Below are 12431 nucleotides of genomic sequence, written 5' to 3'. Positions count from 1 at the left end.
TAGCAGTTCTGCGCCACCGTCGGCGGGACCCGAACCGCGGCGGGATCGTAATCAGCCACCCACACATCGATACGGTCACGCAGCTTCTTCTTCGACAGACGCATCCATTTGCGCGCCTGCCCGGCCAGCGACGCATCCAACCCGGCGATGATGTCGTCCTCGACATTCGTGGTGCGGTTGATCACCATCTGCAGCACCCGATAATCGATATCGCCGCGCGCGAACACCGCCGCCACCTGCGGCAGACGCTGATACAACGACACCGCGACCCGCACCTGGCATCCCGCCCGCCCCCGGCTGATGTTCTGCGCCGCCGACACCTCCGCCGCGACCGCCTCGAACACATCCGTGCGCCAGAACTGCGCCTCCTCATAATCCCGGGAGCGCACCCGATACAGACCCGCCACCGCCTCCAGACGCGCAGCGATCGCCGCCGACTCCGCCCGCGACGCCGCAGCCATCGCGTCAATCAGCGCCGCAGGATCACGGGAATCGAACATACATTCGATTCTAATTGCGACGGCCGACACCGGCCGGCACNACCCGCCACCGCCTCCAGACGCGCAGCGATCGCCGCCGACTCCGCCCGCGACGCCGCAGCCATCGCGTCAATCAGCGCCGCAGGATCACGGGAATCGAACATACATTCGATTCTAATTGCGACGGCCGACACCGGCCGGCACAATCTTCAGCCTGTGGATAACTTCGCTCTTGCGCCGGCCTTGAGGGCTAGCGGTCCGAATCGTCCTCCGCCGCAGCACGTCCCGCACGATAGCGCCGCATCGCCGGCCCGAACTCGATCCGGACCGACAGCATCCGCATGTACCCGCGATGCCAGAGCTTGGCCAGTGCGAGCGATTCGCCCGCGTACGGGTTCGGGTCCCCCACCTCGGCCAACGAACCCTCGTACAGTGCTCGGATCACCCTCTGGCGGAACGTCGACATCGGTCAAGTATCCCCCCGCAGTGACCGTCAGAGCCGGAAGCGCCCGGCGAATCCCCGCAGCGGCAGGTCGGCGCTGGTGAGGATTCCCGGCGGTGCCGCCACGACGGACTTGATCGCGTTCAGCGCCGGCATCCCCGTCACCGTCATCCCGATCGAGGCGAAGCTCGCCGGGTCGGACAGGTCGACGCCGGGCTTCGGGAAGATCATGTGCTTGTTGTAGATGTTCGGGTCGCCCTTGATCTGAGTGATGTAGCAGCCCTTGATGTCCCACGACGGGTCGGTGTGCGGCGTCATCTGCCACTCGAGGTGCGTCTCGACGCGCGGCACCCCGTCGACGATCCCCTGGTACTTGATGTAGTTGCCGCCCAGGGAGCCCTTCGGCAGCTGAAACCAGCCCAGGTCGACGTCCTTGGTGCACGCGCCGAGTTCGTAGCTGAAAGTCACGTCGTCGAGGGTCAGACCGAAGCAGTCGGCCATCATCAGCACGCTGTCGGCGAAAACCCGGGTGTACTTCTCCAGCTTGCCCGGGATCGACGGATCGTCGACGGGCTGGCCGTAGCCGACCTCGATCCAGGTGTCGCGGGAGTGGTGGCACGACACGTCCACCGACTCGATGGTGGTGACGTTCTCGATGTCGGCGACGTCGGCCGAGCAGACCACGCCGAGGATCTGGTTGACGCCCGGATTCATCCCGGTGCCGTAGAACGTGGAACCACCCTTCTCGCAAGCGTCTTGGAGCAACTGGGTGACCGGCTTACCGGAGTGGTGCGGATGGTTGCGGTCGCGGTGCCAGCCGGTGATCCAGTCCGCAGTCGTGACGACGTCGATGCCGGCCTCCAACACCTGCACGTAGAGGTCCTCATCGGGGAACACACCGTGGAACGTCAGCACATCGGGCCGGGCCGCGATGATCTCCCCCACCGCGCCGGTGGCGATCACCCCGTTGGGCGCCAGCCCCACCAGTTCGCCGGTGTCACGGCCGATCTTCTCCGGTGAGTAGCAGTGCACCCCGACCAGTTCGAGATCGGGCTGGGTCGCGATGCGCTTGATCATCTCCGAGCCGACGTTGCCCGTCGCCACCTGGAACACCCTGATCGTCATCGATTGCCTTTCTGCTCCGGATAGAACTGCTTCGCCCACTGGCGGATTGCGGTGAAGCCGGCCAGCTCCGAACCGGCCAGCGCCGGCGGATCGGAGTAGCGCTGGTGCGACCAGATGTGGATGTCCTGGCGGAACTGCCGGATGACCTCGATGCCGAACTCGTCGGCCCGGACCCGGGCCTTCTCGGTGTCTTTGCCGGGAGTGCGGCCGATGTAGACCATGAACCGCACATCGGAGGTGGCCTCGTCGACGGGGGTGATCGCCGAGATCGTGCGGTTGTCGATCATCCCCCAGCTCTTGGTGACCGCGATGCCCAGTCCACCGTTGATGGCCTCGACACCGCTGCCGACATCCTCGATGCGCTGGCCGTCATCGCCGGTGAACGTGATCGTGAAATCGACGAACGCCACGGGGGCGTCGAAGTCGTGCCGGGTGAAGACCGGGCTGATCGGGGTGTGGTGGACGTACCGGAAATGCTCGACGTCGACGCCGTTTTCGAGCACGTACTGCGGGTGCATCTCCAGGCCCGGCTCGAACAGCCGCTGCTGCGGGTAGTAGTCGCCGGCGCTGCTGCCGTCGCCGAAGCCGGCGAACACGTCCGGGGCCTCGAAGAACGGTTCGCGGCCCTCGACGTCGTGCCAGACGTACACCGACTCGTTGCGCTCGACCACCGGATAGGTGGTGATCCGCCGCCCCCGGTTGGGCCTGTCCTCGTAGGGGATACACACGTTGCGGCCCTGCTGATTCCACTGCCACCCGTGGAACGGGCACTGCAGGACCTCGCCGTGCACCGTGCCCCCGAAACCGAGGTGGGCGCCCAGGTGTTCGCAGTAGGCGTCCATCACGGTGAGCCGCCCCGACTCGGCACGCCAGGCCACCATCTCGCGGCCGAAGTACTTCATCGTGTGCACGGCGCCGACGCCGATCTCGTCGGACCACGCGACCTGGAACCAGCCGGTCGGTCTCATCGACAGGGGCGGTGGGGCCATGCGTCGGATCATAGAACACTCAATGAAACTTTCGGTACCCTCTGACCATGGCCGACGTAGCAGCCCCCGCACGGCGCCCCAACCGGCGCGGTCAGGCCACGCGCGAGAACATGCTGGAAGCGGCCCTGCGGTCGTTGGCCTCGGGCGATCCGGGGTCCGTGTCGGCCAATCGCATCGCCAAGGACATCGGTGCGACGTGGGGCGCCGTGCAGTACCAGTTCGGCGACGCCGACGGATTCTGGGCCGCGGTGCTGCACCGCACCGCCGAGCGCCGGGCGCATGTGTTCACCCCCGCCGACTCCGACGCGTCGTTGCGCGACCGCGTCGCCGCCATCATCGACACGCTGTACGACGGCCTGGCAGAACCGGATTCGCGCGCGATCGAGAACCTGCGCGCCGCGCTCCCCCGCGATCACGCGGAGTTGGAGCGGCTGTACCCGCAGACCGCGGCCGAGCTGTACTCCTGGGGGCAGTCGTGGCTGGCGATCTGTCACGACGCGTTCGCGGGCCTGGACGTCGACCCCGAGCGCGTCCGCGAGGTCGCCACGCTGATCCCCGGGGCGATGCGCGGGCTGGTCTCCGAACGCCAACTCGGCTCGTACGCCGATCTGGACGTCGCACGCCGCGGGCTGACCAACGCGCTGGTGGCCTACCTGCAGGGCGCGGACTGACTCAGCCGCCCCACGCCGTCATCAACGTCACGTAGCAGGCCGTACCGGCGAGGATGCTCAGCAGCGCCCGTCCGCGCCAGAGCTGCAGACCCGCCGTCACCGCGACCGCCACCGCCAGCCACAGCAGTTGCAGCGCGGTGTCCCCCACAACCGTCGTCACCGAGTAGATCGCCAGCATCGCCATCACGCCGACGGGCATGTGCACGCTGAGGTAGCGCACGACGGCGCTGTCCCGCATGGGGGCCAGCACCGCGAACGGCAACGCGCGCAGCGCCCAGGTGACCGCCGCGCTGACCACCACCAGCAGGGCGATGTAACCGGTGTCAGGCATGGCGGGTCCGTCGCCGCAGCAAGAGCATGGCGGTGAACGCCGCGAACGCACACACCAGCATCTGGCCGGGAACCACCAGCCACGCGCCGACGGCGCAGGCCACGGCGATCGCCGCGGTGAGCCGGTCCGGCCGCTGCCGGTACGCCTCGATGCCCAACACGATGAACAGGGCGGTCAGCGCGAAGTCCAGGCCGACGAGCCGGTCGATCGGCAGCGCCTCCCCCACCAGCCCGCCCAGTCCCGCACCGGTCACCCACAGCAGGTGAAACGTCAACTGCATGAACAGGATCGGGCGGGTGGTCCAGCCCTGCGCCTCCGGGCTGACGGCGACGGCGTACGCCTCGTCGGACAGCGTGTACGTGCTGTAGAGCTTCGCCGGCAGACCGGTCACGCGGTGCAGCGGGAAGGACAGCGCATAGAAGATGTGCCGTGAATTCACCACCATCGAGGTGACCGCGACGGTCGCCACCGGGGCCGCGCCCGCCACCAGCGCCACCATCAGGAACTCCAGCGATCCGGCGTAGATCACCCCGGCGAACACCGGCGCCCACCACCACGCCAACCCGGCGTGCACCACCAGGAAACCCAGCGCCATGCCCAGCGGGATGAACGCGAGCCCGAGCGGGGCGACCAGGGCGAGCACGCGCCGCATCGTCCGAACACCTCCTCCGATCAGCCTCTGACACGCTAGCTTTTCACGCGTGGACGTCTTCGACGAATGGCAACGAGCGGGAACGACTTTCACCTGGGCGTCGACCACGCCCGCCAACGGCGGGCGCGCGGTCGACGTGTTCACCCGTCGCTGCGGGACGCCGGGCGCCCCACCGCTGGTGTGCGTGCACGGATTCCCCACCGCGAGCATCGACTTCCGCGCACTGGCGGACGAACTGGCCGCCGACGTCGAGATCCACACGCTGGATTTCCCGGGGTACGGGCTGTCGGACAAGCCCCGGGCGCCCTACGTCTACTCGCTCTACGACGACGCGCGGTTGCTGTTGCACGCGATCACCGAGGTGTGGCAACTGGGCGAGTACCGGATGATCACCCACGACCGGGGCAGCAGCGTCGGCATGATCACGCTCGCCATGCTCGCCGACCTCGCCGACGCCGCGCTCCCGCGAGAGCTGTTCCTGACCAACGCCAACATCTACCTCCCGCTGGCGAATCTGACCGCGTTCCAGGTCGCGCTGCTCGACGACGCGACCGGCCGCGCCACGGCGGCGGCGACCACCCCGCAGATGTTGGCGGCCGGACTGGGCGCCGCCACGTTCCTGCCCCGCCGTGATCTACAGGATCCCGAGATCGCCGCACTGGCACGCTGTTTCGCACACAATGACGGGATCGCGGTGCTTCCCGACACCGTCCGCTATCTGCACGAACGCGCCGCCGACGAGACCGGGTGGCTGCAGCGGCTCTCGGGCATCGGCGTCGACACCACCCTCATCTGGGGGCTGCACGACAGCGTCGCTCCGCTGCGGGTCGCCAACCACGTCTGGCAGACCTACCTGCGATCCAAGCCGGGCCGCAACCGCTACTGGGTGGTGCCGGGCGCCGACCACTACCTGCAGTGCGACGCACCGGCCGAGCTCGCGCAGATCATCCGGTTGACGATGGCCGACGGCCCGGTCGACCTGCAGACCATCGGCGACCGACCCGACGGGGCGGTGCTGGTGGATCAATCAGGCGGCGACGACCGATGACGTTGCGTCACCGGGGATTCCGACGGTGTCGAAGGCATTGCCGATCGCGCTCTGCTGCGCGGCGGTCAGGCCGAGGGCACGCGCCGCGCTGAGCACCGCGGCTCGCCCGTCGGTGAAGACCGAATCGGTGCTGAGCCGGTACAGCGCGTGATAGAAGACCGTGGCCCACATGTCGTTCGAGATACCCGCCGTCGCAGGGTCGGTCATCATCAGGTACGCCGCATGGCTGAAGATCGTGCTGTTGACGTGCTCTCCGGCGTCGTCGCCCAGCCCTTTGTAGCGGCTCGCGTACGTGTCGCGGTAGGGGCCCATCGACGTACTGATCGACGTGGGATCGGCGAGGTTGCGCACGGCCCCGAGCTGGGAGTCCTCCCCGAGCAGCCAGCGCTGCGTTCCGGACTTGTTCTCGATCAGCATGCCCATGATGTCGGCCATCGCCTCGTTGAGAGCGCCCGACTCCCCGTAGTCGAGTACCGAACCGCCCGATGGCCCGCCCACGACGAAGCTGATCACCGCGTGGGTGAATTCGTGGCCGATGACGTCGACGGCGGCCTCGAGGTGGCCGCTGTCGCCGAAGGCGAGCTGCTCGCGGCCCGGATCCCAGAAGGCGTTGGCGTAGCCGCCGGCCGACTTCTGCGGGTTGTACAGGATGCTGACGTCGACGGGCGCGCCGTTGCCGTCGAAAGACGTGCGGCCCAACACATCCCGGTAATAGTCGTAGACCAGCGCGGTGTTGGCGTGGGCGGATACGCCGCCGGTGTTCCAGCCCAGCAGGCCGCGTTTGACCACGGTCCCCGGCAGCACGCCGCCGCCCAGACCGAAGAACGGGTACGACGTCTTGTACGTGGTGATGTCGCGGCCGGCGTCGATCAGACGATAGGTGGTGAACCAGGACGTCGTGCGGACGTCGACGGTGATGAGGCGCGTCCTGCCGCTCCAGTCCTTGGCGGAGGTCACGGCTGTCAGCGGCACGGCGTTGGGGACGCTGACGAGCACCGTCGCCGTCTGCGCGCCCTCGGCGCCGACGAGCCAGGTGGTCCCCGGCCGGTAGAACAGGGAGTGCGGCGCGGACCCGACGACACGCCACGCGAGGCTGGGGGCCGTCTGGTCGTCGGGGGCGTAGATGACCAGTTGCTTGGTGAACGTCGCGCGCGGGCGGGCGATCGCCGCGATCTCGGCGTTGCCGTCCATCCGGGCGTCAGGTGTCACGTCGAAAGCCGCTGACACGCCCCGGTAGTTGTTGAACAGTCCGGTCACCGTGCCGCTCGCGTCGGTCACCAGGATCACGTCGCTGCCGACGACGGGGATTCCGCCGACGGTCTCGGTATAGCGGTAAAAGGTCTCGGCAGTGTCTCCGGTTCCGGCCGTCACGGTGGAGATGGCCGCGGGGTCGGCGAAGCCGGCGGCGGCGCCGAGCGTCGCGGCGACGTCGTTCATCACCGCGGCCGCGGCCGCGGCATCGGTGACCACCCGGTCGGTGAACGGGCCGTCGATGCGGCGGGGCGGCGCGGCGCCGGCGGCCAGGGTGGCGTCGGCGGGGACGGCGATGACGACCTCGGTCGGCCGGTTCACACCGAGGAGCCCGAGCAGGCCGTGGACGTGGAACGGGTTGCCGGTGGTGTCGTCGACGGTGACCGTGAAACTGTCTGCGCGACCGACCTTTCCGGCGAACGGGGTGTAGACGAACCCGCCGTCGGCGTCGATGCTCACCGTGCCGTAGGCCCCGGCCGAGCTGACGCTGTAGGTCAGGGAGGCGTCGTCGTAGTCGGTGGCGTTGAGGCTTCCGCGCAAGGTGCCGTCGGGGCCCGGTCCGGAAGTGGTGGGCGCCGCGGTCGGCCGCTGGTTGTGCAGGGTGTACTGCGACTGCCGCACCCCCAGCCACAGCGACTGCACCAGGGCCGACACCGGGGCGCTGGGCAGCGGCAGCCCGTCGGGCAGCGGGCGCAGCCCGGACCACGTCAGCACGTCGGTGGCGATGCTCTTCACCGTCACGGGCCGCGCGCTCACCACGCTGCGCAGTGTCGGCCGTTCCGGCGGGGTGTCGACGGTGACGGCCTCGGTCGTGCGGGCGGCCGCCGGTTCGGGAGGTTCGGGCGCCTCCGGTCGTTCGATGGCGGGCCGGTCCGGCGTCGCGGCTGCGTCGGCCTTCTCGGCCTGCGCCTCGACGTGTCGGGCGGCACGGCGGTGACGGCCGCCTGCCGTCGACGTTTCGCGCGACTCGGTCTCGGTGAGGCTCTCGGTGTCGGCAGGTTCGGTGTCGGCGACCGCAGCGTGACGGGAGGCCGGTTCGGTGTCGGGGGCGGTGTGCGCGGTGCCGGTGTCGGCGTCCGCGGAGGCCGTGGTGTCGGCGGAGTCGGCGGGAGCGGCGGCGGCGACGCCCGGTCCGGCGGCCAGGCCCAGGCCGATCCCGATCAGCGCCGCGCCCGTGCACAGCGTCGAGGTCGACCATCGCTTGGGCGGTCGGTCACACCGGGCCACGGTGACCCCCCTCCGCGAAGGTGTGCTGTAGCGGGGAAATTTACCACCACCGACCTCGGATGCGGCCGTCTGCGGAGGATTCGCCGGCGCCGGTGTCACCTACCGTGGAGCCATGAAATACATCGACGTGGACGGGGTCGGACGGGTCAGCCGGATCGGCCTGGGGACCTGGCAGTTCGGCTCGCGGGAGTGGGGCTACGGCGACACGTACGCGGCGGGCGCGGCCCGCGACATCGTCTCCCGCGCCCTCGCCCTCGGGGTGACGCTGTTCGACACCGCCGAGGTCTACGGCTTCGGTCGCAGCGAGCGCATCCTCGCCGAGGCGCTCGGCGATCAACGCTCCGAGGTGGCCGTCGCCAGCAAGGTGTTCCCGGTGGCGCCGTTCCCCGCGGTGGTCAAGCAGCGCGCCCGGGCCAGCGCGCAGCGGCTGCAGCTCGACCGCATCCCGCTCTACCAGATCCATCAGCCCAACCCGGTGGTGCCCGATTCGGTCATCATGCCCGGCATGCGCGACCTGCTCGACAGCGGACTGATCGGCGCGGCCGGGGTGTCGAACTACTCGCTCGCGCGCTGGCGGAAAGCCGATGCCGCGCTGGGCCGGCCCGTGGTGAGCAATCAGGTGCACTTCTCGCTCGCCCACCCCGACGCGCTCGACGATCTGGTCCCGTTCGCCGAACGGGAGAACCGGATCGTCATCGCCTACAGCCCACTGGCGCAGGGTCTGCTGGGTGGCAAGTACGGCGAGCACAACCGGCCCGGCGGCGTGCGGGCGGTGAATCCCCTGTTCGCGCCCGAGAACCTGCGCCGCATCGAGCCGCTGCTGCAGATCCTGCGCGATGTGGCCGCCGACCTCGGCGCCGAGCCGGCGCAGGTCGCGCTGGCATGGCTGATCGCCCTGCCCGGCGTCGTCGCCATCCCCGGCGCGTCCAGCGTCGCCCAACTCGAGTTCAACGTCGCCGCAGCGGACCTCGAGCTGAGCGTGCAGGCACGCGACGCGCTCACCGCCGCGGCGCGTGCGTTCCGTCCCGTGCCACCGACCCGGATCGTCACCGACCTGATCAAGAAGAAGCTGGGGCGGTGACCGCAGCGGGCCCCCTCTAGGCTGTCACGGTGACCCTTCTGCTCGGTCCGGTGCTGCGCCACGTCGGTGACACGACCGCAACGGTGTGGGTGCAGACCGACACCTCCGCGGAAGTGGAGGTGCTGGGTTGCCGCAACCGCACGTTCGAGGTGCAGGGCTGTCATTTCGCCCTGGTTGCGGTCAGCGGTCTGACCCCGGACTCCTCCACCGCCTACGAGGTGCACGTCGACGGCATCAAGTGCTGGCCGGAGGCGGACACGCCGTTCCCGCCGAGCGTCATCAGAACCCGCGGTCCAGGCACGGCCGACCGGCTCAAGGTGATCTTCGGGTCGTGCCGCTACCCCAAGACCGGCGACGCGAAGCTGGACGAGAAGCTGGGCCTGGACGCCCTCGACTGCTACGCCACCCGGCTGACGTCGTCGCCGGTCGACGAGTGGCCGGATGCGCTGTTGCTGCTCGGCGATCAGGTCTACGCCGACGAACTGACCCCCGAGGCGCGCCGGCATCTGGCCGGCCGCCGGTCGTCACGGCGCTCGGCCAACCGCCGTCCACCCGACGAGGTGGTCTCGTTCTCCGAGTACGAGGGCCTGTACCGGCACACCTGGGGCGATCCGGAGATCCGGTGGATCCTGTCCACGTTGCCGACCGCGATGATCTTCGACGACCACGACATCCGCGACGACTGGAACACCTCGGCGACGTGGCGGGCCGACATCAACGCCGAGCCGTGGTGGCGCGACCGCATCCGCGCCGGGCTGGGCTCCTACTGGGTGTACCAGCACCTGGGCAATCTGAGCCCGAGCGAACTCGAGTCCGACGAGGACTACCAGAAGGTGCTCGCCACCGACGGTGACTGCTGGCCGCTGGTCGCCGAGCTGGCCGACCGCGCTGACAGCGAGGTCGACGGCGACAAGGGGCTGCGGTTCAGTTTCCGCTGGGACCTGGGCCGCAGCCGACTGGTCATGGTGGACTCCCGCAACGCCCGCATCCTCGACGGCGGTGAGCGGAAGATGCTGGGCAACCGCGAGTTCGCGTGGGTCGAGCAGCAGGTCGGTGACGACCTGGACAGCGTCGACCACCTGATCATCGGGTCGTCGCTGCCGTGGCTGCTGCCACCCGCGCTCGCCGACCTGCAGACCGTCAACGAGATCGCGGCCGGCCGCGACGGGCTGCGCGGGCGGCTGGCCGAAAAGATCAGGCAGACCGCCGATCTCGAGCACTGGCCGGCGTTCTTCGCGTCGTTCCTGCGGCTCGGAGAGCTCATCGCCGCCGCCGCGTCGTCGCCGCAGGGGCCGGCCACGATCTCGGTGCTGTCCGGCGACGTCCACCACAGCTACGCCGCGCGCGCCGATTTCGGCGTGCCGACGCCGACGCGGGTGCATCAGCTGGTCTGCTCGCCGGTGCACAACTACGTGCCGGCCTTCGTCAAGCCCGCGTTCAAGCTGGGCTGGTCGGCACCGGCGGCCCGGCTCACCCGACGCTGGGCGCGCCGCGCGGGCTCGCCGGAGCTGCCGGTGTCATGGCGCAACCTGAGCGGACCGCTGTTCGGCAACACCATCGCCTCGCTGAACGCGACGGGCCGTCACGCGGAGGTGGTCTTCGAGCAGCCCACCGACGACGGAAACCTGACCGAGGTGACCACGGTCGCGCTCAGTGCACCCCTTCCATCTGGCGGCTGATCCACGGCGAGATGACGAACACCACGGCACCGGCGGCCACCGCGACCACGCCCAGGATGCCGAAATAGGCGAACTCCCGCGACGAGTCGTAGTAGCCGGCGAGCACCCCGGACAGCGCGGTGCCGAGGCCGACCGAGAAGAAGTACAGGGCCATCATCTGTGCGCGGAACGCCTCCGGAGCCAGCTTGGTGGTCACCGACAGGCCGATCGGGGAGAGCAGCAGTTCGGACACCGCGAACACGGCCATGATCGCCATCACGAGCAGGGCGGGCGTCGCCTTGCCCGTCGTGCCGGCCAGCGGCACGAAGCACAGGAACGCCAGGCCCATGCCGATGACGCCGTAGGCGAACTTGCGCGGCGTGGTGGGCGCGCGGTTGCCCAGCCGGGTCCACAGCAGCGCGAACAGCGGCGAGAGCAGGATGATCCACACCGGTTCGATGGAGCCGATCCAGCTCGACGGCGCCGTCCAGCCGAAGATCGACCAGTTCATCCTCTCGTCGGAGTAGACGGCCAGCACCGTGAAGATCTGCTGGAACAGCGACCAGAACACCGCGTTGGCGATGAACAGCGGGATGAACGCGCGGACCCGGACCCGCTCTTCGGTGGTGACGTGGCCGCTGCGCAGCATGACCGCGAAGTACACCACCGATGCGACGACGATGACGCCGGTGGTCACCTGCGACAGGTTGGCCAGCGTGACGAGCTTCAGCGCGATCGCGATGCCGATCACCACCAGGCCGGCGACCATGACGCTGACGGTCTTACCGATGGCGTTGCGCGGCAACGGGTTCGGTACGTCGCGGCCGTGCTCGCCGAGGTTGCGCCGGAACGCCACGTACTGCGCCAGACCCAGGGCCATCCCGATTGCGGCCGCGCCGAAACCGTAGTGGAACCCGACGTGGGTCTGCAGCAGCCCGGTGATCAGCGGCCCGATGAACGCGCCCAGGTTGATGCCCAGGTAGAACAGCGTGAAACCACCGTCGGCGCGCGCGTCACCCTTGTCGTAGAGCGTGCCCAGCAGCGACGACGCGTTGGCCTTGAGCGCGCCCGAACCCAGTGCCACGCACACCAGTCCGACGCCGACACCGGTCAGTCCGGGCAGCACGGCCAGCGCGATGTGCCCGATCATCACCACCACACCGCCGTAGAAGACGGTGCGCTCCATGCCCAGCAGCCGGTCGGCCACCCAGCCGCCGAGCACGGTGGACAGATATACCAATCCGCCGTAGGCGCCGACGATTCCGGTGGCGGTGCTCTGCGGCAGCCCGAGGCCGCCGTCGGTCACGGAGTAGTAGAGGTAGTACGCCAGGATCGTGAGCATCCCGTAGAAGGAGAAGCGTTCCCACAACTCGACGCCGAACAGGTTGGTCAGTCCGATCGGGTGCCCGAAGAACGTGCGCTGACGCTGATGGTCTCGGATGGTCATGGGTCCAGCGTGCCCCTCGGGGGCGGTGAT

The 12431-nt window shown here is 69.2% G+C and carries 12 protein-coding genes; 4 read left to right on the top strand and 8 right to left on the bottom strand.

Features of this window, described 5'->3' with window-relative positions; translation table 11 throughout:
* The 4 genes from MCHLDSM_RS00980 to MCHLDSM_RS00965 all read right to left on the bottom strand — a co-directional run.
* The coding region (locus MCHLDSM_RS00980; RefSeq protein ID WP_234713801.1) for a DUF222 domain-containing protein at window positions 1-530 on the bottom strand (530 nt) is incomplete at its 3' end.
* A gap of 199 nt (window positions 531-729) precedes the next feature.
* Window positions 730-945, bottom strand: a complete 216-nt coding sequence (locus MCHLDSM_RS00975) for a ribosome modulation factor (RefSeq protein WP_048468437.1) — start codon at window positions 943-945, stop codon at window positions 730-732.
* 27 nt (window positions 946-972) lie between these two features.
* Window positions 973-2046, bottom strand: coding sequence for an NAD(P)H-dependent amine dehydrogenase family protein (locus MCHLDSM_RS00970; RefSeq protein ID WP_048468436.1), 1074 nt, complete (start codon window positions 2044-2046; stop codon window positions 973-975).
* Window positions 2043-3035 carry a 3-ketosteroid-9-alpha-monooxygenase, oxygenase component gene (locus MCHLDSM_RS00965; protein ID WP_048468435.1) on the bottom strand — a complete coding sequence of 331 codons (993 nt, stop codon included), beginning with the start codon at window positions 3033-3035 and terminating at the stop codon, window positions 2043-2045. Before MCHLDSM_RS00965 ends, MCHLDSM_RS00970 begins: the two co-directional genes overlap by 4 nt.
* Before the next feature lie 47 nt (window positions 3036-3082).
* Here MCHLDSM_RS00965 and MCHLDSM_RS00960 point away from each other — a divergent pair, with 47 nt between their 5' ends.
* Complete coding sequence (locus MCHLDSM_RS00960; RefSeq protein ID WP_048468434.1) at window positions 3083-3706, top strand: TetR/AcrR family transcriptional regulator; 624 nt, start codon at window positions 3083-3085, stop codon at window positions 3704-3706.
* Window position 3707: 1 nt separating this feature from the next.
* On the opposite strand, the gene MCHLDSM_RS00955 is transcribed toward MCHLDSM_RS00960, so the two are convergent.
* Both MCHLDSM_RS00955 and MCHLDSM_RS00950 read right to left on the bottom strand, forming a co-directional pair.
* Window positions 3708-4037 carry a branched-chain amino acid transport AzlD family protein gene (locus MCHLDSM_RS00955; protein WP_048468433.1) on the bottom strand — a complete coding sequence of 110 codons (330 nt, stop codon included), beginning with the start codon at window positions 4035-4037 and terminating at the stop codon, window positions 3708-3710.
* Window positions 4030-4689, bottom strand: coding sequence for an AzlC family ABC transporter permease (locus MCHLDSM_RS00950; RefSeq protein ID WP_048468432.1), 660 nt, complete (start codon window positions 4687-4689; stop codon window positions 4030-4032). The genes MCHLDSM_RS00955 and MCHLDSM_RS00950 overlap by 8 nt, the downstream gene beginning before the upstream one ends.
* 49 nt (window positions 4690-4738) lie before the next feature.
* Between MCHLDSM_RS00950 and MCHLDSM_RS00945 the strand changes: the two genes are divergently transcribed.
* Window positions 4739-5737 carry an alpha/beta fold hydrolase gene (locus MCHLDSM_RS00945; protein ID WP_048468431.1) on the top strand — a complete coding sequence of 333 codons (999 nt, stop codon included), beginning with the start codon at window positions 4739-4741 and terminating at the stop codon, window positions 5735-5737.
* Here MCHLDSM_RS00945 and MCHLDSM_RS00940 read toward each other — a convergent pair.
* Window positions 5717-8215 (bottom strand): M4 family metallopeptidase, encoded by a 2499-nt coding sequence (locus MCHLDSM_RS00940; RefSeq protein ID WP_048468430.1) that lies wholly within the window; start codon window positions 8213-8215, stop codon window positions 5717-5719. The genes MCHLDSM_RS00945 and MCHLDSM_RS00940 overlap by 21 nt on opposite strands.
* Window positions 8216-8327: 112 nt before the next feature.
* Between MCHLDSM_RS00940 and MCHLDSM_RS00935 the strand changes: the two genes are divergently transcribed.
* Both MCHLDSM_RS00935 and MCHLDSM_RS00930 read left to right on the top strand, forming a co-directional pair.
* The gene (locus MCHLDSM_RS00935; RefSeq protein ID WP_048468429.1) at window positions 8328-9296 is read left to right on the top strand and encodes an aldo/keto reductase; all 969 of its coding nucleotides are present in this window, start codon (window positions 8328-8330) and stop codon (window positions 9294-9296) included.
* Between the two features lie 29 nt (window positions 9297-9325).
* A complete protein-coding gene (locus MCHLDSM_RS00930; RefSeq protein WP_048468428.1) occupies window positions 9326-10975 on the top strand; it encodes an alkaline phosphatase D family protein in 1650 nt (549 codons plus the stop codon).
* Here MCHLDSM_RS00930 and MCHLDSM_RS00925 read toward each other — a convergent pair.
* Window positions 10947-12401: a peptide MFS transporter gene (locus MCHLDSM_RS00925; RefSeq protein WP_048468427.1), complete on the bottom strand. Its 1455-nt coding sequence runs from the start codon at window positions 12399-12401 to the stop codon at window positions 10947-10949. The genes MCHLDSM_RS00930 and MCHLDSM_RS00925 overlap by 29 nt on opposite strands.
* Window positions 12402-12431 lie beyond the last annotated feature (30 nt).

This window comes from Mycolicibacterium chlorophenolicum, from assembly GCF_001044235.1.
Lineage (GTDB): Bacteria > Actinomycetota > Actinomycetes > Mycobacteriales > Mycobacteriaceae > Mycobacterium > Mycobacterium chlorophenolicum.
The sequence above is the reverse complement of the archived record's forward strand: the minus strand, read 5'-3'. Positions and strand labels throughout refer to the sequence as shown.